At 46.8% G+C, this 22,276-nt stretch carries 26 protein-coding genes and 1 tRNA gene; 3 read left to right on the forward strand and 24 right to left on the reverse strand.

The genetic code is table 11. The annotated features are described in order from the left end of the window. Window positions 1-50: 50 nt before the first annotated feature. From AC2CGA_RS06360 to queG, 18 genes are all read right to left on the reverse strand, one after another. Entirely contained in the window at window positions 51-998 is a 948-nt protein-coding gene (locus tag AC2CGA_RS06360; RefSeq protein WP_015388503.1) for an ABC transporter permease, read from the reverse strand. Beyond that, the gene (locus tag AC2CGA_RS06365) at window positions 991-1,908 is read right to left on the reverse strand and encodes an ABC transporter ATP-binding protein (protein WP_003155379.1); all 918 of its coding nucleotides are present in this window, start codon (window positions 1,906-1,908) and stop codon (window positions 991-993) included. The genes AC2CGA_RS06360 and AC2CGA_RS06365 overlap by 8 nt, the downstream gene beginning before the upstream one ends. Next, a complete protein-coding gene (locus AC2CGA_RS06370; protein ID WP_043866946.1) occupies window positions 1,909-2,625 on the reverse strand; it encodes an ATP-binding cassette domain-containing protein in 717 nt (238 codons plus the stop codon). It lies immediately after the preceding gene. Next, on the reverse strand, window positions 2,615-2,992 hold the full coding sequence (locus tag AC2CGA_RS06375) for a GntR family transcriptional regulator (RefSeq protein WP_014304684.1): 378 nt from the start codon (window positions 2,990-2,992) through the stop codon (window positions 2,615-2,617). The genes AC2CGA_RS06370 and AC2CGA_RS06375 overlap by 11 nt, the downstream gene beginning before the upstream one ends. Window positions 2,993-2,994: 2 nt before the next feature. Next, on the reverse strand, window positions 2,995-3,762 hold the full coding sequence (locus AC2CGA_RS06380; RefSeq protein ID WP_014304683.1) for a hypothetical protein: 768 nt from the start codon (window positions 3,760-3,762) through the stop codon (window positions 2,995-2,997). Between the two features lie 119 nt (window positions 3,763-3,881). Continuing rightward, window positions 3,882-4,253: a hypothetical protein gene (locus tag AC2CGA_RS06385; RefSeq protein WP_003155385.1), complete on the reverse strand. Its 372-nt coding sequence runs from the start codon at window positions 4,251-4,253 to the stop codon at window positions 3,882-3,884. Window positions 4,254-4,265: 12 nt separating this feature from the next. Next, a complete protein-coding gene (locus tag AC2CGA_RS06390; protein ID WP_003155386.1) occupies window positions 4,266-4,799 on the reverse strand; it encodes an NAD(P)H-dependent oxidoreductase in 534 nt (177 codons plus the stop codon). A 24-nt stretch (window positions 4,800-4,823) separates the two neighbouring features. Next, on the reverse strand, window positions 4,824-6,419 hold the full coding sequence (locus AC2CGA_RS06395) for an MFS transporter (protein WP_003155387.1): 1,596 nt from the start codon (window positions 6,417-6,419) through the stop codon (window positions 4,824-4,826). Between the two features lie 40 nt (window positions 6,420-6,459). Next, window positions 6,460-7,125: an HlyD family secretion protein gene (locus AC2CGA_RS06400; protein ID WP_007610259.1), complete on the reverse strand. Its 666-nt coding sequence runs from the start codon at window positions 7,123-7,125 to the stop codon at window positions 6,460-6,462. 36 nt (window positions 7,126-7,161) lie between these two features. Next, window positions 7,162-7,626 carry a MarR family transcriptional regulator gene (locus AC2CGA_RS06405; protein ID WP_003155389.1) on the reverse strand — a complete coding sequence of 155 codons (465 nt, stop codon included), beginning with the start codon at window positions 7,624-7,626 and terminating at the stop codon, window positions 7,162-7,164. Window positions 7,627-7,812: 186 nt separating this feature from the next. Then, window positions 7,813-8,991, reverse strand: coding sequence for a sporulation protein YhbH (yhbH, locus tag AC2CGA_RS06410; RefSeq protein ID WP_014417268.1), 1,179 nt, complete (start codon window positions 8,989-8,991; stop codon window positions 7,813-7,815). 190 nt (window positions 8,992-9,181) lie between these two features. Continuing rightward, window positions 9,182-11,077, reverse strand: a complete 1,896-nt coding sequence (gene prkA, locus AC2CGA_RS06415; RefSeq protein ID WP_003155391.1) for a serine/threonine protein kinase PrkA — start codon at window positions 11,075-11,077, stop codon at window positions 9,182-9,184. Between the two features lie 358 nt (window positions 11,078-11,435). Continuing rightward, window positions 11,436-12,146 carry a hypothetical protein gene (locus tag AC2CGA_RS06420; RefSeq protein ID WP_043866944.1) on the reverse strand — a complete coding sequence of 237 codons (711 nt, stop codon included), beginning with the start codon at window positions 12,144-12,146 and terminating at the stop codon, window positions 11,436-11,438. Between the two features lie 11 nt (window positions 12,147-12,157). Beyond that, window positions 12,158-12,871 (reverse strand): polymer-forming cytoskeletal protein, encoded by a 714-nt coding sequence (locus AC2CGA_RS06425; RefSeq protein WP_139885187.1) that lies wholly within the window; start codon window positions 12,869-12,871, stop codon window positions 12,158-12,160. Continuing rightward, the gene (locus AC2CGA_RS06430) at window positions 12,862-13,494 is read right to left on the reverse strand and encodes a YhbD family protein (RefSeq protein WP_025852205.1); all 633 of its coding nucleotides are present in this window, start codon (window positions 13,492-13,494) and stop codon (window positions 12,862-12,864) included. The genes AC2CGA_RS06425 and AC2CGA_RS06430 overlap by 10 nt, the downstream gene beginning before the upstream one ends. 137 nt (window positions 13,495-13,631) lie before the next feature. After that, window positions 13,632-14,114, reverse strand: coding sequence for a tRNA (uridine(34)/cytosine(34)/5-carboxymethylaminomethyluridine(34)-2'-O)-methyltransferase TrmL (gene trmL / locus AC2CGA_RS06435; protein WP_007610253.1), 483 nt, complete (start codon window positions 14,112-14,114; stop codon window positions 13,632-13,634). 36 nt (window positions 14,115-14,150) lie between these two features. Continuing rightward, window positions 14,151-15,062: an amidase domain-containing protein gene (locus AC2CGA_RS06440; protein WP_052587324.1), complete on the reverse strand. Its 912-nt coding sequence runs from the start codon at window positions 15,060-15,062 to the stop codon at window positions 14,151-14,153. Between the two features lie 76 nt (window positions 15,063-15,138). Beyond that, entirely contained in the window at window positions 15,139-16,299 is a 1,161-nt protein-coding gene (gene queG / locus AC2CGA_RS06445; RefSeq protein WP_052585584.1) for a tRNA epoxyqueuosine(34) reductase QueG, read from the reverse strand. Between the two features lie 84 nt (window positions 16,300-16,383). On the opposite strand from queG, the gene AC2CGA_RS06450 reads away from it, so the two are divergent. Beyond that, a complete protein-coding gene (locus AC2CGA_RS06450; protein ID WP_032858315.1) occupies window positions 16,384-17,007 on the forward strand; it encodes a hypothetical protein in 624 nt (207 codons plus the stop codon). Window positions 17,008-17,096: 89 nt separating this feature from the next. On the opposite strand, the gene AC2CGA_RS06455 is transcribed toward AC2CGA_RS06450, so the two are convergent. Further along, a tRNA-Gly gene (locus tag AC2CGA_RS06455) sits at window positions 17,097-17,170 on the reverse strand. A 188-nt stretch (window positions 17,171-17,358) separates the two neighbouring features. Between AC2CGA_RS06455 and AC2CGA_RS06460 the strand changes: the two genes are divergently transcribed. Together AC2CGA_RS06460 and AC2CGA_RS06465 are read left to right on the forward strand one after the other, a co-directional pair. Then, window positions 17,359-17,562, forward strand: coding sequence for a helix-turn-helix transcriptional regulator (locus tag AC2CGA_RS06460; RefSeq protein WP_003155407.1), 204 nt, complete (start codon window positions 17,359-17,361; stop codon window positions 17,560-17,562). Continuing rightward, complete coding sequence (locus AC2CGA_RS06465) at window positions 17,559-18,026, forward strand: hypothetical protein (RefSeq protein WP_003155408.1); 468 nt, start codon at window positions 17,559-17,561, stop codon at window positions 18,024-18,026. Before AC2CGA_RS06460 ends, AC2CGA_RS06465 begins: the two co-directional genes overlap by 4 nt. Window positions 18,027-18,046: 20 nt before the next feature. Here the strand turns inward: AC2CGA_RS06465 and rpsN are convergent, their stop codons facing one another. The 5 genes from rpsN to AC2CGA_RS06490 form a co-directional block, all read right to left on the reverse strand. Then, window positions 18,047-18,316 carry a 30S ribosomal protein S14 gene (rpsN, locus tag AC2CGA_RS06470; RefSeq protein WP_007610245.1) on the reverse strand — a complete coding sequence of 90 codons (270 nt, stop codon included), beginning with the start codon at window positions 18,314-18,316 and terminating at the stop codon, window positions 18,047-18,049. A gap of 174 nt (window positions 18,317-18,490) precedes the next feature. Further along, entirely contained in the window at window positions 18,491-19,627 is a 1,137-nt protein-coding gene (ssuD, locus tag AC2CGA_RS06475; RefSeq protein WP_095315265.1) for an FMNH2-dependent alkanesulfonate monooxygenase, read from the reverse strand. 24 nt (window positions 19,628-19,651) lie between these two features. Next, entirely contained in the window at window positions 19,652-20,485 is an 834-nt protein-coding gene (locus AC2CGA_RS06480) for an ABC transporter permease (RefSeq protein ID WP_115996221.1), read from the reverse strand. Then, window positions 20,485-21,474, reverse strand: coding sequence for an aliphatic sulfonate ABC transporter substrate-binding protein (locus AC2CGA_RS06485; RefSeq protein ID WP_139885186.1), 990 nt, complete (start codon window positions 21,472-21,474; stop codon window positions 20,485-20,487). The genes AC2CGA_RS06480 and AC2CGA_RS06485 overlap by 1 nt, the downstream gene beginning before the upstream one ends. Before the next feature lie 15 nt (window positions 21,475-21,489). Next, on the reverse strand, window positions 21,490-22,257 hold the full coding sequence (locus tag AC2CGA_RS06490) for an ABC transporter ATP-binding protein (protein WP_014304670.1): 768 nt from the start codon (window positions 22,255-22,257) through the stop codon (window positions 21,490-21,492). Window positions 22,258-22,276 lie beyond the last annotated feature (19 nt).

A 22,276-nucleotide genomic window follows, 5' to 3' on the forward strand; every position in this document is an offset into this window, starting at 1 on the left:
TTCATCTAAAACGAAAAGCTGTTTTGCAAAGGCAAAACAGCTTTTTTATATCAGGTGGCAATATCCCGTTTTAAGAAGACGCCGAATGCAAGCGCCAGAAAAATAACGAAGTAAATCACAAGCATCACAACCGAAAATGTCATCGTCATCCCCTCTACTAAAGGAGTCCCGTTCATATATTGCGACAAATCCGTGTTCGCAAATAAAATATATTTGGTCCATTCAAATTTCGCAGCAAGAAATACCGTCGCCGTGTTCCCCATAACCAATAGAAAAATAGAAAATCCGACCGCTAATGAGCTGTTCCGGAATACCGCAGACAGCATAAACGCCATCGTCGCAAGCATAAAAGCGGAGACAGATTCATAGACATATGTTTTAGCGAGGAAAGCGATGATATTTTGCTCAAAAACATGGCCGTCTTTGTATACGAGATGAACATCAGCCGCAGTATCTCCGCCTGTACCGAAAAAGACCAATCCCAACAGAGCGGAGCCGGCAAATAAAATCACAAGCATCAGCAGTCCGAACAGCAGCACTGTCATATATTTAGAAAGCAAAATCTGAAAACGGCTGAGCGGACGGATGGCCAGCAGCTTGATCGTCCCCCAGTTGAACTCATTCGCCACGATGCCTGCGGCAATGATAATCGTAAACAGCCCGGTCAAAACAGTCATCATCGAAGAATCAGATACGTATGACCACACTGTGTACCCTGTATCCTCGGGGATGTTATGATCCATACGGTATTGATTTATCGCGACATTCTGTTTCAGATTATCAATGAGCGTCTGATTTCCAGTTTCCTTCATCTGCTGTTTCATTTCTTTGTTTTCAGCCTGGAGCTCCTGTTTCCAATTCGGATTGGCTTCGTTCGAGGTGAAATGGTTTGACAGAAGCGCAAAACCGATCATCGAAACGCCTAAAATCACAATCATAGCCCACGTCCCGACGCGGCTGAAAATTTTAATCCATTCATTATAGATCAGCTTAAACATATTGAACCTCCTCTTTCGTCCCGCCGGTAATCTCCAAGAAACGGTCTTCCAAAGATTTTGTCATGATTTTCACTTCATATAAGCGGATGTTTTCACGGACGAGCAGTGATATCACATCAGGCACTTCCTGTTTGGACAGCTGGATCTCAATGCCGTTTGTCTTCTTCACACAGTCAAACTGACTCAAAACGGCAAGAGCCTCTTCTCTTTGTTCAATATGGAAGAAGTATGTATCTTTATCCTCTTTTCCTTCATCCCTTACTTTTTGAATATCGACAAGCTCTCCTTTTTGCAGAATGCCGATTCGATCGCACATTAGCTCCATTTCTGACAGAAGATGGCTTGAGACGATGACAGCCATTCCTTTTTCACGTGTCAGCTTTTTCAGATGGTCCCTGATTTCTCTGATGCCGGCAGGATCGAGGCCGTTTGTCGGCTCATCCAGAATCAGCACCTTGGGATTATGCAGCAGGCTTTGGGCGAGGCCGAGACGCTGTCTCATTCCGAGAGAGTAGGTCTTTACTTTGTCATGTATTCTGTCCTGCAACCCGACGAGCTCGATGACCTCATCTATTTTTTCTTTCGTAACGCCTTTTACCATCCTTGCGTACTGCTGTAAATTTTTATAGCCGCTCAGGAATTTGTACAGCTCCGGGTTTTCCACGATGGCTCCGACGTGCCTGACCGCTTTTGCATAGTTTTTCGTAATGGATTCCCCGCAGATTACGATGTCTCCCTGAGACAGTTTCATTAATCCGACCATCATTCTGATCGTAGTGGTTTTCCCCGCTCCGTTCGGCCCTAAAAATCCAAACACTTCGCCCGCCCGGACGGAGAAGCTCAGATCATGAATAATCGTTCGTCCTTTTATCGTTTTCTTTACCTGTTGCAGTTCTAATACGGTTTCCAATTAGAATCCCCCTTCTATTTCGTGCGCCTGCATGACGTTTCTATACCATTGCAGCACGGACATTCCTTCCTGTTCCCGAATTTCTTCGACCTCGCGCCGTTCAGCGATTTTCCCTTTTATGAAAACCATCACTTCGTCTAACAGCGTCTCAATCTCGCCGATCTCATGCGTGGCGATGACGACGATCTGGCTGTCAAAATCAATATAAGATACGAGACTGTTGACAATCGACTCCCTGACCGCCGGATCAAGACCCGAAAACGGCTCATCCAGCAGAATGACCGATGCTTTTCTCGACAGGGCCAAAACGATTTTCAGCCTGCCCCGGCTGCCTTTGGACAGCTCTTTTAACTTCTGCTTCGCTGAAAGATTCATTTCCGCTAATAGGTTATGTGCTTTTTCCAGCTGAAAATCCGGGAATTGCGAATGATAAAACGTGAGCATATCACCGACGGTCGTCCGGACGGAAAACATATCATGTTCGGTTAAATAAGCCGTACGAAACAGCATGTTCCTGCTTACTTTGCACTCTCCCATCCGGACGGCGCCCGATGTCGGAAAAGCAAGCCCTGCAAGCATTTTAAGCGTTGTTGATTTACCGCTTCCGTTCGGCCCTAAAATTCCGTAGATTTTACCCGGAGACAATGAAAATGATACATCGCTGACCGCGATCCTGCGGCCGTATTTTTTTGTTACGCGTTCAAAATCAAGATTCATCGTTTGCTTCCTCCGCATATTGTTTGATCCCCTCGAGCATTTCCTCAGGAGATAACCCCAGCTCCGCCATTTCCTGAATAAAGCGTTTGAAAACGTCTTTTGTCAGCCTGTCTTTCAGCTCTGCTTTCAGATCGGATCTTTCCGCTATAAAGGTTCCCTGTCCTCTTCTCGTCTCCACGATCCCCAGCCTTTCCATTTCACTGTACGTTCTTTGTATCGTGTTCGGATTCACTTTCATCTGTACGGCCATCTCCCTTACGGACGGCAGTTTGTCCCCCGGTGAAAGCTCACTTCGGATCAGCCGGTAATATATACGATCGGCAATCTGCAGATAAATGGGCTTGGATGACTGAAATTCATTCTCCATCATTACACCTCAACCTTTCGATTCAGCAGCATAGAGGCCAGCGCGAGACAGAGCGCTGCAAGCACGATCACTGCCAGAAAGCTGAAAAGCGAAATGTGGACGGCTTTCAGCTCCATCGTCCATCCGGACAATTTCGTATAATGAAAATGAAAATTCGCATACACTTTTACCGGCCATAAATCATGTTGAGATGAAGTGAAAGGCGTAATGATTTTATCGTCAATATAGGTCCAGACAAACGCAAACACGATGCAGATCCCCCAACGGAGGACGGGAAAATGTTTTAATGAGTGAAAAACAGTCCAAAATACGGCCACGATCACAGATAAGTACGCTGAACTGATCAGCAGGTAAGCATTCAGCCCGGTTAATGTGCCGGCCAGGGGAATGGTGTGTTCCAGCACTCCTTTTGCAGAAAGCATCCGGTACATCCAAATGCCGTAACCGGTCAGCGCCAGCTGCCCGATCAACTGATACAGCAGTGAGGCCGTCAGCTTGGAAGCCAGCAGATAAAATCCCCCATTCGGATTGTAAAGCCACAGCTGGTTTTTTCCTTCTTTATGAAGGTGATAATACATAAAAAGCGGCGCTACAAGAAATTGAAAAAACCCCATTGCCGTAAAAAAGCCGAAAATGACGAGCGGTTCTTTCTGACGGGCAGCGATGACGTGGGCTGCAAACGCCCAGCAAATCATGCCGCAAAGCCACACCGCGAGCCAAATCCATGAAACTTTCGCATCTTTTTTCAGCAAACCTAAAAACGATGTCATTCTTTCTCTCTCCATTCGGATCAAGTGTATGAGTAACATAGTACACTAGATCATCACGTATTACAATATCTTCAATAAAAAAAAGACAAATCCGCTCTTACGCGGATTTGCCTTTTCAATTACTTCTTTTTGTTTTTTAAGGAGAGCAGCGCATCACGATAGCTGCTATCCTGCATTTTGCCGCCGCTATCAGGATCGTTTGGTTCCTGATCCGTCTCAGAAGTCTTAAACTTCTGAAGCGCCTGACGGTACACATCATCGCCCATTGTATTCTTTTTCTCACGGGGAGATTCAGATTTTACAACGACGGGAGCATGCTCGGCTGAGCGCTCCTCGGCCGGATCATGCTTTTCCGGCTGTTCGGCTGTAGTGCCGATCGCTTCTCTCTTTTCTTCTTTGACATCCTGTCCTGCAGAAGTGCTGCGGACATTGAATGTGATAAGAAGTGCAATCACAATGACAGCAGCAATAACCGCTATAATAATGGCCATATAACCCTCTCCTTACTGTCGTCCGGCAGTTAGATTACCAGTGACCTGGCTGACACGTCTGCCAAGCGCACGGCCTAATTGAAGGCCTTCTTCCGTCATCAGCACATCGCTGTCAACCGGGCATGTGACGCCCGCGCCGTAGTAAGAGCCGTACAGCGCGTTTTCAGGAACGTTGCCGGGAAGACCGACAACAATCATGCCTTGGTGAAACATAGGAGTGATCAGATTGTGCATGGTCATTTCTAATCCGCCGTGTGTTGTCGCCGTCGTACAGAATACAGCGCCGACTTTATCAATCAGCTCGCCTTCAGCCCACAGATAGCCGAGCCTGTCGATCCACGCTTTTAAGCCTGAACTGATGGTGCCAAAGTGACCCGGGCATCCCCAGATAATGGCATCCATGTCTTTCAGCTTGCGGATGTCTGCTTGATCGACATGGTCGATCAGGACTTCAGCCTCAGCGTTTTCTCGTGCGCCTTCGGCAATGGCTTCAGCAAGATGTTTTGTGTGTTCGCCTTCACTATCGTACACTACGTAAATTTTCATTCAGGAAACCTCCCATTCAGATGATTAAGATTCCTTCACTTCTTTAGGGGCCGGGAGCAATGACAGCTCCTCTTTTTTCTTCGCCCGCTGTTTGTCTTTCCGTACGTCACGCAAGAACAGGCTCAGGACTACGCCGATAACCGCAAAGATCGTCGCCCACATAAACGCGTCATTAATCCCCATAACGTTGGAATTAAGTGAAGCTGTTTTGTAGAGATATGAATAAACGGTTTGTTTCGCCGCATCAAGCGACATGTTCATGTTGACCATTAAATTCGAAACCGCGCTTTGGAACGACTGCATGAAGCTTGGATCAGCCGTGCTTGTTTTATCCGCAATCTGCGAATAATGCATTGTCGTACGGTTCGTATAAATCGTTGTGATCAAACTTGTTCCGATTGATCCGCTGATCTGGCGGAGCGTGTTGCTCATCGCCGTGCCGTGGCTGTTCAACCGTGCCGGAAGCTGGTTCATTCCGGCTGTCATAACAGGCATCATTAACAGTGACATACCGAATGCGCGGATGGCATAGACAAGCATGATGTGCGTGTAAGGTGTGTCAATTGTCAATTTTGTGTACTGGAATGTCGTTGCGACCGTGATGACCAGCCCGATAATCGCAAGCGGTCTCGGACCGATTTTGTCAAACAGAATACCGGAAATCGGCGACATGATCAGCATGACAATCGCGCCCGGCAATAGCAAGAGGCCCGATTGCAGCGCCGTAAAGCCGACTAAGTTCTGCAGGTAAATCGGAAGCAGGAACATTCCTGTGTAAAGCGCAACGGTAATAATGATATTAATGACACTGGAAAGTGAGAAAATATCATATTTAAATACCCGGAAGTCAAGCATCGGTTTTTCAGAGCGCAATTGCTGAATGACAAACGCGGCAATCGCGATGACACCGACAATGACGGTAGACAGCACGATCGGATCTCCCCAGCCGTCGCTGCCCGCTTCACTGACTCCGTAAAGCAATGAGGCGAATCCGACAATAGATAGAATCGCACCCAAGCTGTCGAGTTTGATTTTTTGCGGTTCCACCAAGTTCTTAAAGAGGAAAAACGCTATGATAATAACGATTGCCCCGATCGGAACAAGGCCGTAGAACATAATGCGCCATGTGTAATGCTCGATGATCCAGCCGGATAGAGTCGGTCCGACCGCCGGAGCAAACATCATCGCAAGACCGAAAATCCCCATTCCTTTCCCCCTGCTTTCAGGCGGGAAGATAAGCAGAATGGTTGTCATGACCAGCGGCTGCAGGATACCGCCGCCGACCGCCTGAATTAACCGGCCGATCAGCATGGTTGAGAAGTTAGGCGCGATTCCGCAGACTAACGTTCCCGCTGTAAAACAGAACATGGCTACGAGAAAGAGGCTTCTCTGTCCGAACCGGGTGATTAAGAACGCAGATAACGGAATCAAAACACCGTTGACCAGCATGTATCCGGTCGTAAGCCACTGAATCGTCGTCGCACTCACACCGAACTCGGTCATTAAGTGCGGCATCGCCACGTTAAGAAGCGTTTGGTTCAAGATCGCCAGGAATAACCCGGCCATAAGCACAATAAGCAATGTTTTAGGACTTTTTACTTGATTATCTGATTTAGCCACCTAAGACAACCTCCCTTCATGGTTTGATGACTGATCTGTATTATTCAGAGATTTTTACAGATGCGTTCATACCAGGAAGCACCTTGTCAGATGGGTTGCTGAGTGAAATTTTAACAGGAACTTTTTGCGTTACTTTAGTGTAGTTGCCGCTTGAGTTTGAAGAAGGCAGCATATCAAATGTTGAATTTGTCGCATAACCGATTTCTTCTACTGTTCCGTCAAATGTTGTATTAGGATCGCCGTCAACAATTACGTCTACTTTGTTTCCTACTTCAATGTCTCTAATGTCTGTTTCTTTAATGTTTGCAGTGATGTAAAGGTGTTTCATGTCAATTTCCTGGGCAATTGTCGTACCGGCTTGCACCATTTGGCCGTTTTTCACTTCGTTTTTCACGATTGTTCCATCCATGATGGCTTTTACGTCAGCATTTTGCTGTCCTTTAATTTTTGCAACCACGTCGTTTTTGCTTACTTCTTTCCCCTCATCAAGGTTCCAGTCAGTTACTTTACCCGCAGCAGGAGCTGTGATAGCAGCCATGTCGCCGGCAACTTTCGCTTCATCGGTTTTTACATAGTGTGTGCTTTGATAATAGTAGTAAGCACCTCCGCCTATAATTGCAAGAACAACAATCAAACCGATAATGTTGGTCAGAATTAAACGTCCTCTGTTCATTTTGTTTTCTCCTTTCGTTTCTTCCTCTATCATTTTGTGGAATGATGATAAAAATATGTGGGGATTTTTTTATTTTCCGTTTTTCACTGCACAGCCGTTTGCAAGCTTCGTTAAACTTTCCGCAAGCTTGCGCAGGTACTGCAGTTCAGCGGTATTGAGCTGCCGGTATAAGACCGCCGCTTTTTCGGCATATTGAACAGCAGCTTTCTTTAGAAGTTCTTCCCCCTCTTCGGTTAACTGAATCATAACAACACGCCGGTCGTCGTGATAGTCGCTCCGAACCATTAGGCGGCGCTTATACAGAATATCGGTCATTCTCGTGACAGACGCCGGTTTCAGATCAAGCGACAAAGCCAGCCTTGAAAGCTGCGTACTTTTGCTCTTATGTATTTTGAACATCAGCAGATACTGCAGCACTGTAATATCAAAAGGTTCAAGCACTGTCTCCAGAATCATTTTCTGCTTTTTGTAAATCGATCTGGAAGTATCAAACAGTTGTTCAAAACTGAGCAAAGCGAGCTCTGATTCAATCACCGTATTTTCACCTCATTCCCTTAATAATAGTTCACAAGATAAAATATTAATAAATGAAAGAAGGTTTGTAAAGAGAAAAGTTTCATTTTTTAAGGATTTTTTTTATGCCGTTTTTTCTCTTTATTTTTAATTTAAAAAAGCCGGGTGAAGAACCGCGGCCGCACGATTCTTCACTCGGCTTTATATTTAATACGATGCTTTGCTTATACCGGCTTCCTCATTTTTAAAAAAGCTTTTCAGCGCTTGAAATACGTCCGATTTCTGTTTCAGGATGTAGTATTTAAATTTATCATCTTTGACATTTTTATAGGCGGACATGAGAGTGGAATGCCTGTTATATTGATTGACCTCACCGTAACAGAACAGATTCGATTTTTTCATGATGTCATTGACGAGCTTTACGCACCGGGCGTTATCCGAAGTCAGGTTATCCCCGTCTGAAAAATGAAACGGATAGATGTTGTAGCGGGCGGGGTCATATTTTTCATCAATTAATTCAAGAGACTTCCGGTAAACGGAGGAACAGATGGTGCCTCCGCTCTCGCCTTTCGAGAAAAAATCTTCTTCCGACACAACCTTCGCTTCCGTATGGTGGGCGATAAATTCGATATCAACCGTTTCATACTTTGTCCGTAAAAATCGTGTCATCCAAAAAAAGAAACTCCTCGCCATATACTTTTCCCATACGCCCATCGAACCGCTTGTATCCATCATGGCTAAAACGACAGCTTTCGATTCCGGCTTCGTCACATCATTCCATGTTTTGTATTTCAGATCTTCCGGATAAATAGGGTAAAACGACGGCTTGCCTGTCATGGCGTTTCGTTTATAGGCCGACAGCATCGTCCTTTTCTTATCGATATTCCCTGTCAGCCCGGTTTTCCGGATATCATTGAACTCGATATCGGTATGGACGATATTGTCCCTTTCCTTTTGCTGCAGATTCGGCAGTTCTAATTCCTGAAACAGCGCTTCTTCCAGATCCATCAATGAAACTTCCGCTTCATAATAATCCTCGCCTGCCTGATCGCCTGCTCCCTGGCCTTTTCCGGCGCCCTGCTTTTTATCTGCGCCGTCTCTTGCGACGACATCGCCGACTTCGCTGTCGCCGTCGCCTTGGCCGACATGTTTATTTTTATCATAGTTATAACGGATTTTATATTCATCAAGCGAACGAATCGGGATCTTCACAACATCTTTTCCGTTGGACATAATAATGCTTTCCTCAGTGACAAGGTCCGGAAGGTTGTTTTTTATCGCTTCCTGCACTTTCTTTTGGTGGCGCTGCTGGTCGTCAAAGCCTTTGCGATGGAGGGACCAGTCTTCCTCTGAAATCAAAAAATTTCCGCTGTCATTACGGGACATGAATTCCCCTCCTTAACCGTTATGGTCGTTTTACATGTGTATTCCGGCTTGGTCCTGTTTATGAAACAAGTCCGGCGAAAAGATTTATTTTTATCTTATGCCGGCCGGACTCTCCAATTGACAAACAATTGCGAAAAACAGACAAAAGAACCCGTCCTTTTACAGACGGGCCTCTCAATGAAATCAAATATCAGCGGTTTAACAAGCTTCCGACATACTTCAGCAGTTCATTAGCGCTAGTCGAATTATAGCCGTGTTCATCTATTAACCTTGCCACTACCTCATTGACCTTTTTAAGCTGCTGTTCATCCGGCGTTTTGGTGGAGGTCGTAATTTTCACTACATCTTTTAAGTCTGCGAACAGCTTTTTCTGAATCGCTTCGCGGAGTCTTTCGTGCGAATTATAGTCAAAGCGTTTTCCTTTTCTTGCATAGGCGGATATGCGGATTAAGATTTCTTCGCGGAACGCTTTTTTCGCGTTTTCTGAAATGCCGATCTGCTCTTCAATGGATCTCATCAGTTTTTCGTCAGGATTCATTTCTTCACCCGTCAGCGGATCGCGAAGCTTATTTTTATTGCAGTACGCTTCCACATTATCTAAATAATTGTCCATGAGAGTTTTCGCGGATTCTTCATATGAATAGACGAACGCCTTCTGCACTTCCTTTTTGGCGATGTCATCGTACTCTTTCCTGGCGGCGGAAATAAAATTCATATACCGCTCTTTGTCCTCGGCGGAGATGGACGGATGCTGGTCGAGTCCTTCTTTTAAGGAACGCAGCACGTCAAGCGAATTGATGGATTCCATATTTTTTCTGATAATCGTTGAGGAAATGCGGTTGATGACATAGCGCGGGTCGATTCCGCTCATTCCTTCATCATGGAATTCCTTCTTCATATCCTCCAGATCAACGGAATTGTAACCTTCAACGCTTTCTCCGTCATAGAGCCTCATTTTTTTGACGAGATCAATATCAGAGCGGTTCGGTTCCTTCAGCCGGGTCAAAATAGAAAACATCGCAGCCACTTTTAATGTATGGGGGGCGATGTGTACGTCAGAAACATCACTTTCAGAAATCATTTTTTCATAAATCCGTTCTTCCTCTGACACCTTTAAATTATAAGGAACAGGCATCACGATGATCCTGGAGTGAAGGGCTTCGTTTTTCTTATTGGCAATAAACGAGCGGTACTCCGTTTCGTTCGTATGCGCAACAACCAATTCGTCGGCTGAGATGAGCGCAAACCGTCCGGCTTTGAAATTCCCTTCCTGCGTGAGTGACAGAAGGTGCCACAGAAATTTTTCATCGCATTTCAGCATTTCCTGAAATTCCATCATTCCGCGGTTCGCTTTATTTAATTCACCGTCAAACCGATAAGCGCGCGGATCTGATTCCGAACCGTATTCGGCAATCGTCGAAAAATCAATGCTCCCCGTCAAATCGGCGATATCCTGTGATTTCGGATCAGACGGGCTGAAGGTTCCGATTCCGGTACGTTTATCCTCCGAGAAGAATATACGTTCAACTTTAACATCCTCAATTCTGCCGCCGTATTCTTCTTCAAGCCGCATGACATTAAGCGGAGAAAGGCTGCCCTCAATTCTGATGCCGTATTCTCTGTAGAAGTCGTCGCGCAGATGATGGGGAATGAGATGGAGAGGATCTTCATGCATCGGGCAGCCTTTAATGGCGTAAACAGCGCCGTTATCTGTCAATGAGTAGGCTTCAAGCCCTTTTTTCAGCATGGTGACAAGAGTTGACTTTCCGCCGCTGACGGGTCCCATCAATAGTAAAATCCGTTTTCTTACATCGAGCCGCTTGGCAGCCGGGTGAAAGTATTCCTCCACGAGCCGTTCCAGAGATTCCTCAAGGCCGAACAGCTCCCGCGAGAAAAAGCTGTATGTCTTTTTCCCGTCATCCTCCTCGATTCCGCTGTCTTTTATCATATTAAAAACGCGAGAATGAGCAGACTGCGCGACCAATGGATTTTCTTTTATGATCTCCAAATAATCAGCGAACGTCCCTTCCCATTTGAGACGCTGCTCTTCCTCTCTGTACTTTTCAATTTTCTTTAATATATCCATAAGAACCTCCTCTATCATGGTTAATGCACTAGAAATAAGGTACTTTGTTACAATCTATGCGGTGACGTGATAATACATGCTTTTCGTTTCTTAAAAATAAAGACGTTATAAGGCCGTCATTGACAAGGGTCCGGTGCACCGTTCATAATGAAAGAAATACAGTTTCATCCAGACTCGGACATCAAATGGAAAAGCAAAGAGGAGGAGACATGATGAAAACGATCATTTTACTTGGGGTCATTCTCACTTTTTTAGTATCCATTTTTACTGCGGGTTACGACAGCAAACCTGAAAACAAATAACGGCAAAAGGGTGCTCTTTATGAAGAGCACCCTTTCCTGTACAACATAACAATGTTTCATATTTCAATATGTTCTTTGACAGTTGATTTTTCATGAGACTTGCAGCTTGTTTGATACTCGATTTTTCCGATTTTGCAGCCCGGGCCGATTTCCACACGCTTCCCTCTGACGATGTCCGCTTCCGTGTATTCGAGGTAAACTGCGTCTCCTTCGATCAATTCAGCAGAAAGCATGCCGGCTTTCCGTTTAAGAAAACCGGGTTTCCGTCTGACGGTAATCGATGTGCCGCCGATTTCTTTCACGCGGCTTCGGTCATAACGCAAATGGATGTTTACGTCCCCTGCGTTTAACAATCCCGCCACATTGATACATCCTGTTACATGAAGCAGCTCCGTCTCGCAATCGCCGCCGACGGTGAGACTGCCTTTTATATGACACTGTTCCCCCGCGGCCCCGCCGCCAATTTCAGCAAGTCCTTTCAGCCTCATCCTGGCAAAACGCATGGAGCCGCCAATTTTCAATGTGCCGATCACATTTGCTGAATGTGCTGATAAGTCTCCTGCAACTTCATGCTCTCCGAAAATTTTCAGCCTGTTGATCTCGGCATCTCCGAGAAAAAGTCCCGTGCCGAATATCCGGCAGCGTTCGCTTTGAAGTCCTTCGCCGACAGTTCCTTCCCCTTTAATGCTTACATTTTGGTAGGAACCGCCGGAAGCGTGTCCGGCTCCGTACATTTTTAAATGACTCAATTTTTTTGTCGTTTCCATTGCAGCTCCTCCTATCGTTTCACGACTTTGTTAACCAAAGCGGTAGGATCACATGTAAAATCGCCGCTGTATTCCACCGTCCCAATGGTGCAGCCCGCGCCGATCCGCACATGATTTCCGCGGACTGTCTTCGCGTTCGTGTCCGCCAATTCAATGATGTCACCCTCAATCAGCTCTGCTGTCAGCACCGGGGCCGGCATCAGCTTAAAACGCGTAAGCACGCTCTTTCTGCTCATCACTTTCAAATGGCGGCAGCCGATTTCTTTCACATGGCTTTCTCCCGCCGCCAGCTTCATACTGACTTCATCGGCATTCAGCAGGCCGCCGATCTTGCATTTGCCTTCCGAACGGAATGTCTCTGTCTCGCAATCGCCTTCAATCCCGGCTTTCCCGGATATGAAAATATCATCAGCTTTCACACCGCCGCCGAAAGACGAAAATCCCGCGACGTTCAGCCGCTCCGTTTTGACATCACCTTTAATGACACCCGTTCCGTTGATACGGATGGATTCAGCTTCGGCACTGCGGGAAATTTTCCCCGAACCGCTGATTGTCAGCGTTTGCGTCTTGACATGTCCGTCTGTTTTTCCGCTGCCGTTAAACAAAAGGCTCGTGCACTCCACATCACCTGACACCGTGCCGCTCCCGTTGATCTCCACTGTATGAAAACGGCCTCCTTTTGAACTTCCCGAACCGTTAATGATTAATTTATCTGTTACTTCCATTGATGGTCCTCCTGCATCCATTTCGTTTTTAATTCTTCCGATGCCGCAGCAAGCGCCACCCGTTCAACCACTTTGACAGTCGGTTCAAATAAAATATGTTCCGCGTCTGCGATGAAGCACGTCGTTACGCCGAGCTTTCGGAGCATGACAAGCTCCGTATTCGCTTTCAGCTCGGAAGCCTCATACGTCTTCAGCACCCCCGCCGCCAATTTTCCTTCCTCAAGGCTGATATTGCCCGATTGCAAAAGCCCTTCAAGCACATATAAAGACAGCAGCGCGCGGGACGTGAATGTCACGCCGTCTTCGCCATAAACTTGCAGCGCGGCTTTTGAAATCAGTCCCTTTTGAAGCAGTTCCGCAGACGTTATATTGACATCAGTCATTTGCGGAGACAGCATTTCTCTCATTTCATCCAGAGACAGATTTTCTTTCATTTCCTGTATTTTTGAGATGCGTTTTAATATTTCCGCTCTCGGAAAAAATGTTTCCTGGCCTGTAAACGTCGATTTTCGGATAAACCATTCTTCAGGAATTAAATTTTTCCGTTTCCACCGGTACAGCTGCCCGTATGAAATTGATGTTTCTTCCAGCAATTCTTTTTTAGAAATCAGTTGTTCCTCCATGAATCCAGCTCCTTCGATGAACGTATTGTAACATAACACTGTTACGTTGTTAAGCCCGGAAATATAAAAATGCCGTAAACCGCTGCTGCCCGTCTTTTTTATTCAATAAAAAAACGCCCGGATACGGGCGTTTTTTCTCACGTCAAATCTCTGTAATTTTGCTGGCGCAGCGCTTCATATACAAGAATCGCGGCCGTGTTGGACAGATTTAATGATCTCACATGCTCGGTCATCGGCAGACGCAGGCAGCGGTCCATATTGTTTTCGATCAATTCTTTCGGAAGTCCGCTCGTTTCTCTGCCGAATACGAAGAAAAAGTCTTCCTCCGTATTTGAGTAATCAAATGATGTGTGCGGCTTTTGACCGAATTTTGTAATGAAGAAAAACTTTCCGTTCTCATATGCTTCAAATAACTCTTCCAATGAATCATGATATACGACGTTGACGAACTCCCAATAATCGAGTCCGGCGCGCTTCAGCATTTTATCATCGGTTGAGAATCCGAGCGGGCGGATCAAATGAAGCGTTGTGTCTGTTGCCGCACAAGTACGTGCGATATTTCCCGTATTGGCCGGGATTTCGGGTTGATATAAAACGACATGTAATGCCACGATGTTCACCTCTGTTTTTTATTCCGCCCACCATTATATCATTAATTACTCTTTTGTCGTATCATCCGTAATATGAAAAAACGCATATCTGATGGAAGGAGTATACGCCGTTGAATCCTCATATGACCAATATCTCATCCTGCTGTCATACGTTTGGGCATTGACGAGCGGCATATTGCTTTTATCTTTTGCGACCACGATCGCCGTATGATTAAAACGGCCGTCTCCTTCAAAATCATAGCAAATGATATCTCCGGGCATCAGTTCTTCAGCTCTTGATACTTGCACTGCGCGAAGTCCTGCCTTGGATTGGGCCAGATACATCTTCATCGAATGCGCGACCGTCCAGCTGTAGCTCCACGAGCTTGCCTTCATCCACCAGCCTGAGCCTCTGTTCGGATGCCCCCGCATCGGTGCTTTTCCGGCATGTAAACATTGGGAAATAAAATTGGTGCAATTATCGCTGAAATTTTTATAAGCGGGGTTTCGTTTATTCCAAAACTTCTCCGCGTACTGCACGGCAGCCAGACGGTCGTATTGAAACGCCCGCCCGAAATCTTCCCGTTCACTCCGCTCATATTCAATTACGCTGTTTCCGTCAGAAAATCCAGCCGGTTTTTTCTTTACTTCCCGGTCTTTAATCAAAAGCTCATCATAGAGAAATGCAGTCCGTTCCTCAATCTGCTCTTCTAAGTAAAGGTGTCCGTCATGCTCCTTGCACAAATATTCGAAATGAATCGTGTACATGACACATAACGTGCCGTCGTCCTCAAGACTGCTTTTGACAATGACGGCTTTTGCCTTCGCTTTCACGATATCAACTTTCCGGTTTTCAAACAGCTCTTTTTTTCTCGTCAGGACCTCAAGATCGCCGGCCTGCCCATTCTGCCTCATCTCAGTTCCGTTAATTAAATAATGAAGCCGGGCCTCCGCTAAATCTTCAATAATATGCTTCAAGCGCTCCACCCACCATACGATTTTATAAAGAAAAAACACTTGAACTCCGGCCAAGTGCTTTTTCTCTATACATATGTCAGGACCGGCCGGTTTTAGTCTTCTCAGAAACCGATAACAGCTCCAGTCCCTTTTCAATTTCCCGCATGGCGTCCTCATCCTGCTCCTTTTGAAGCGCTTTTTCTAATTCCTCCGCATAATCAGGATCACCGATTTTCCCGATGGCCCAGGCGGCCGTACCCCTGATGACGGGGCGCGGATCTTGGTGCATCAAGGCCGTTAATTCCGGAAGAGACGAGGCATCTTTAAAATGAGCCAAAGCTAAAATTGCATTCCGCTGTATCGGCTTCTTGCCGCGCCATGATCCCGATACATGTCCGAATTTTTCTTTGAATTCGCGGTTGCTTATGGTCAAAAGCGGCTTTAACAGCGGCTTTGCGATTTCCGGATCAGGCTCCATCTGCGGATGAAGATGAAAATCTTTCCCCTTATTAATCGGACAGACCGTCTGGCACGTGTCACAGCCATACAGACGGTTTCCGATTTTCGTGCGGAACTCATCCGGCAAAAATCCCTTTGTCTGAGTCAGGAACGAAATACAGCGCTGGGCGTTAAGCTGTCCGGGATTGACGAGGGCGCCGGTCGGACACGCGTCTAGACATTTTGTGCACGTACCGCACATATCTTCAATCGGCACATCCGGTTCAAAGGGCAGATTGGTGATCATTTCAGCCAGATAGACGTAAGAACCGTATTCAGGCGTGGTGATCATGCAGTTTTTGGCGCTGAAGCCGATTCCCGCCCGTTCAGCCACGGCCCTGTCGGACAATTCTCCTGTATCCACCATTGACTTTGTGCGGATATCCTCATGTTTGCTTTGGAGAAAATTCTCCAGCAGATCAAGCTTTTCCCGCAGCACATCATGATAATCCTTCCCCCAGGAAGCTCTGCAAAAAATGCCGCGCCGCCCGTCCCTCGTGCTCCTCGGCGCATCTTTCATTTTGGAAGGATAAGCAAGGGCGATGGCGACGATTGATTTGGCTTTCGGGAGAAGCAAAGACGGAGTAACCCGTTTTTCAATATCCGGCTCTTCAAAACCGGATAAATAGCCGAGTGATTCCTGAAGAATCAGCCGGTCCCGCAGACTGTCGAACGTATCAGCCGTTGTAAACCCGATTTTGTCAACTCCGATGCTTTTGGCGTATTCGATTAATTCCTCTTTCAGTTTATGAATATTCATTTTTTGCACAGCCTCCTTTCTTTGTGATCAGGCTCCCGCACGGGTATAATAGAGTTTTATCATCCCGAAATGGAGTGAACACACTTGAACATCAGTTTAGATCCACTTATTGCTGAACGGGTGCCGGGGATCAAAGCGGCAGCCGTCTTATATGAACAGATCGAAGTCGGGCCTGCTCCGCAAATGCTGAAAGGCCGCCTCCGTTTATTTCAAGAATCTCTTTACTTTGATTATGCTGACGGCGGTATAGATGAGCAGCCTTTTGTTAAAGAGTGGGCGCGTATAATGGAACAGCTCAGACCCGCCTTTTCAGGACAAAAAACGCCGATGGAGCTTATGCTCGGCGATATTTCCCGGGAACGATTCATTGAAAGTGTGAATTCAGCCCATGATACCATACTTTTTTTCTCCTTGAAATATTCATTGCCTATCATGGCGTATGACGCCGCAGAAATAGATGAACCGATTTCGATTACAATCGGAGAAAAAGAACACGTACTTGCTTTCTCCGACTCTGGCGGCATTTTCGGCGGCCTTACCGGACATATCAATACCCGCCCTGTAACAACCGGCACAAAGAAAATGCTGCAGCTGATCTTTTTCCCGCCTTCATTTCATGCCGACGCGGCGGATGAGCTGCTATCATCCTTAACCAAAATGTTTGAACAAATTCACGGAGGCACACATACCGTCTCTTGGCTTTCATAAAAAGACACGCCTTCGTGTCTTTTTTCACATAAAAAAACGCAATACTTCGTTTATCAGAGAAACGAAACACTGCGTTAATAACGTATGTATGGAGCGGGTGATGAGAATCGAACTCACGACATCAGCTTGGAAGGCTGAGGTTTTACCACTAAACTACACCCGCATCAAAGTTTTTTGTCAGTACCGATTTGATGTTTCTAATATTACATGTATATTTTTTTTTCGTCAAGGGAATGTTAAAAAATTTGTCGAAAAAAATTCTTTTTTTGTCCACATGTTAAGTTGGATTTACATTTTGTTAAGAATCTCATACAATATAAAAAAGAAGAAAACTTGAGGTACGCCCTGATGATGAAAAATAAAGTAAAAGAGCTGAGAGCCAGATTCGGCTATTCTCAGGAAACGCTCGGAAAAGAAGCCGGAGCCACCAGACAGACGATTGCAGCGATTGAAAAAGGAGATTATGTGCCTTCACTCTTATTGGCGCTTAACATCTGCCGGGCTTTCTCCCTGCCGATGGAGGAAGTTTTCTGGCTGGAGGAGGAGAAAAAATGAGTTTGAAAAGAAAAGCGTGTTTTCACCTTGCACTCTACGGATTGGCCTGCTGGACGCTTATTTCCATTATGGAAGCGGCGCCGCGGATCGCTCAGTTTTTCCAAACGGAGGGGAGCGGTGCATTTGAGCTGAATATCACTCCGTTTCTGCTGTTTACCGTTTGTGCCGCATTGTATATCTATGCCGAAAAGAAAAAACGAAACGGCAAAAAGCATAGGCTAGTGCCCGATGAATTTGAGGAACAGGATGAAAGAGAACGAATGATGACGGCTAAAGCTTGCCGTTCCTCGTATATCGCCGTTTACTTCTCATTGCCGGCCGCAGCCGTTCTGCTTTTGTTTTATCCGCTGATTCAGCCGCATCTACCTTTTTTTCCGATTCTTTTGATTTTCATTCTGATGATGATTCAGCATTTGGCTTATGTTTTCACTTTTCATAAGCACGGCAAAAACTCCGGTTCATGACAGATCCGGAGTTTTTCACATTACCAGCTCGCTTTTTTCACCCCGGGAATCCGGCCTTTATGGGCCAGCTCCCTGAATGCGATTCTGGACAGTTTAAATTTTCTCATATATCCGCGGGGCCGCCCCGTCACCGTACAGCGGTTATGAAGCCTGGCCGGAGCAGAATCACGCGGCAGTTTGCTCAGCGCTTCCCAGTCGCCTTTTGCCTTTAATTCTCTTCGGATGTCCGCATATTGTTCAACAAGCTTCTGCCGCTTGAGCTCTTTGATTACTTTTGATTTTTTTGCCATTTCAGCACTCCTAGCAAATCGTAATAATTACGTTTTGTATCATATCATCCATATGAGCATCGTGCAAGCTAAGCGCTTAAAAAGGCGGGTGAATACCCGCCTTCACTGCCGGCATTTCCCCGGAAATGAAACCGCAGAAAGCACCCGCCATCAATGATCCGCCTTGCGACGTCATCAGACTGTCGCTTTATTTCCTCTTGCAAAATGGTCGTTTCCCATTGCTTCACCCAGTCTGCGCTCAAGCTTTTTAGTCCGTTCATTCTCAAACGGCAGAAGCGGAAACACGAGTTCAGCCAGATAATAAGCTTCTTCCAGATGCGGATAGCCTGAAAAGATAAACGACTCAATGCCGAGTGCCTGATACTCTAAAATTCGATCAGCGACAGTCTGCGGATCACCGACAAGCGCCGTGCCCGCTCCGCCTCTGACCAGTCCGATGCCGGCCCAGAGATTCGGGCTGATCTCAAGCTTCGAGCGGTCACCGTTATGAAGATCGGCCATCCGTTTTTGTCCCGATGAATCAGCGCGCCGGAGCGCAGCCTGCGCTTTCGCAATTGTCTCTTCGTCTAAATGGCTGATTAATCGTTCAGCCGCTTCCCATGCCTCTTCCTCAGTCTCCCTGACAATCACGTGAAGTCTGATGCCAAAACGCATCGTCCTTCCTTCCTTCGCAGCCTGTTTTTTAACGGTTTCAATCTTTTCTTTTACCTGCTCCGGCGGCTCTCCCCATGTTAAATAGACATCTGTATGTTTCGCAGCAGCCTCAATTCCCGCTTGTGATGAACCGCCGAAATATAATGGCGGATGCGGAGACTGTTTTGGCGGAAACAGGAGGTTGCTGTTTTCCACTTTGATATGGTCCCCTTCATATGTCACCGTTTCGCCCCGCATGAGTCCGCGCCAGACGGTTAAAAATTCTTCAGTCGCCTTATAACGTTCATCGTGGCTGATAAACATGCCGTCTCCCGCCAGTTCATAAGGATCTCCGCCCGCTACGACATTTACGAGCAAACGGCCGTCTGACAGCCGGTCCATTGTCGACGCCATTCTCGCGGCGACAGACGGCTGCATCAGTCCCGGACGGACCGCCACTAAAAATTTCAAGTCACTCGTTTCCCCCGCTAAAGCGGCAGCCGTCAGCCACGGGTCTTCACATGATCTCCCCGTCGGCAGCAGAACCCCCGTATACCCGAGTCTGTCCGCCGCCTGTGCCACTTGCTTAAAATAAAGATGATCCGCCGTTCTCCCTCCCGTTTGCGTCCCTAAATACCGGCCGTCACCATGCGTCGGAATAAACCAAAGAATCTCCATATGAATCTCTCCTTTTTTAATAGGTTACCCTTCATAACTGTTCCGCCATTTTAATAGTTTCCGTTCGAGCATTCTGACCAATGCATCTGTCAGCTTGCCGACAGCCGCAAAAATGATAATGCCGACAAACACCTTATTTGTCTGTGAGAATTGCCTGGCATCCATAATCATATAACCGACGCCCTCGCTCGATCCCATCAGTTCCGCCACCACGAGACCGAGCCACGCAATGCCTAGGGAGAGCCTGATACCGAGCAGGATATTCGGCAGAGATGCCGGAAGAATTAATTTCGTCATCTGCTGATACCAATTAAATTCCAGCACCCGCGCGACGTCAAACAGCTTCGCGTCCACACTGCGGAGTCCGAGAAACGTATTAATGTACACGGGGAAAAAAGCCCCCAATGCGATCAGCAGAATTTTAGATGTCTCATCAAATCCGAACCACAAAATGAACAGAGGAGTCACGGCCAAGTGCGGAACCGTTCTGAGCATTTGCAGAGACGGATCAAGGTATGCTTCCGTCCGCTTTGAAAAACCGACCAGCAGCCCGAAAACAAGTCCGAGGCCCGCGCCAAGCAGAAATCCGACAGCCGCCCGGTATAAACTGATCTCTAAATGACCCCAAAGCTCACCTGAAAGAAGAAGTTCCTGAAACGTCTGCAAGATGACGACAGGCGACGGGAGCACCGCGGCCGAGACGATGCCCAGACTTGCGATAAACTGCCATACTGCGATGACCGCAGCCGGGAGTACAACCCCCTTCACCCATTGGTATGAATACTTCCGGGATCTTGCCAGAGCTTTCTTTTCTGATTGGCTTATTGCGCCGGCAGCCGTTGATGCTTCTGCTTTCATTACTTGCCATCCCCCGTTTCAAGCGCTTTTTTAATAAATGAATTGTCGACAACGTCTTTTACATGAATTTTCTTATGAATCGCTTTTGTTCGATATTGAAAATCAGCGGTTTCCTGCTGGGCTTTGACAATATCATCATCGATCGGTTCATTGAGAGGCTCAGTATTGTTAAGCACGTTTCTGACGACTTTCGGATTAAGATGTTTGATTTTCGCATATAAGGAGACTGCTTTATCTTTGTGTTCCTTTTGCCATGTAACTGCTTTATTGAACACGTTCAGAAAACGGACAACCTCATCCGGGTGTTCTTTGGAAAATCCCGTTCTGACTAATGTGAAACCGGGAGAATATAAATCTGTGCTTTCTCCGTTCGCCAATATTTCCGCCCCGTGCTGCAGCGTTTCAATCGACAAATACGGCTCCCAAATGGACCATGCGTCAACTGATTTGTTTTCAAAAGCGGAAACCGCCTCATCAGGCTGAAGCTGGATGATAGTGACGTCATCGGCGGAAAGCCCCGCTTTATCTAAAGCTTTATAGAGAAAATCAAAGCCGCTGCTGCCTTTGGCTACGGCGATTTTTTTACCTTTCAATTCTTTCAGGCTCTGAATCCCGCTGCCCTTGTTTACGAGAATGCCGTTTGCCTTTAACCCGTCCTGAGACAGCCCGATCTCTTTAAAATCAATTCCCGCCGCCTGACCGGAAATGACCGGTGAATTGCCGACCTGGGAAAAATCAAGCTTATCGGCGGCAAGACCTTCAAATTGCGGAGGACCGCTTTGGAATTCGACCCATTTTACTTTTATTCCGTCTTTTTTGAAGGCCTCTTCAAACCAGCCTTTTTCCTTGGCAATGAGAAGCGGGCTTAAACTCTGCTGGATGCCGATCCGGATTTCTTTCACCGTTTTCCCGCTCCCTCCTGTCCCGTCGGCACTGCATCCGGCTGACATCATGACTGCTGCGGCTAAAAGAATGATGATTTTTTTCACTTCGCTTCGTCCCTTCTATATTCCGGACCCATCCGCAAACCGGAGGTCTTCCGTTTTCTCAAATTCAGAAAGCACCTTCTGCCGGACGGCCTGAAAATCCGCTGACGTCCGATTGCGCGGATGCGGAAGCTGAATCGGCATCAGGCTGTGCAGCCGGCCCGGCTTTGCCCTGAGGATCGCCAGCTTATCGCCTAAATAGACGGATTCATCAATATCATGCGTGACAAGAATCATCGTCGTTTTTTTCTCGCGCCATATATCAAGCAGCACATCCTGCAAATGTTTTCTCGTAAAAGCGTCAAGCGCCCCGAACGGTTCATCTAAAAGCAGCACCTCCGGCTCACGCAAAAGGGCTCTGGCGATGGCAACCCGCTGCGACATGCCGCCGGATAATTCGCGCGGATAAGCGTTCTCCGCTCCCTGCAGCCTGACAACCTCAATCAGATCATCCACTTTTTTCCGAACGGCCGGGTCATTCATATTGAGATCGGCAGCGATGTTTTGTTTTACCGTCAGCCAGGGAAACAGCCGGTGCTCCTGAAAGATAAATCCCTGCCGGATGCCCGGTCCCGACACATTGCGGCCGTTTATTGCGACAGAGCCTTTATAACCGGTATCAAGACCGGCAATCAATTTTAAAAGCGTGCTTTTGCCGCATCCGCTCGGTCCGATGACAGTCAAAAATTCTCCCGATGCAATTGACAGCTCAATATCATTCAGCACCGGCGTTTTCCGGCCTTCATGCTCAAAAACTTTTTCTTGTATGCTGATGGTTACAGCCATCTGTCTTCCCCTCTCTTTC

Source organism: Bacillus sp. SYZHCR11 (assembly GCF_057196865.1).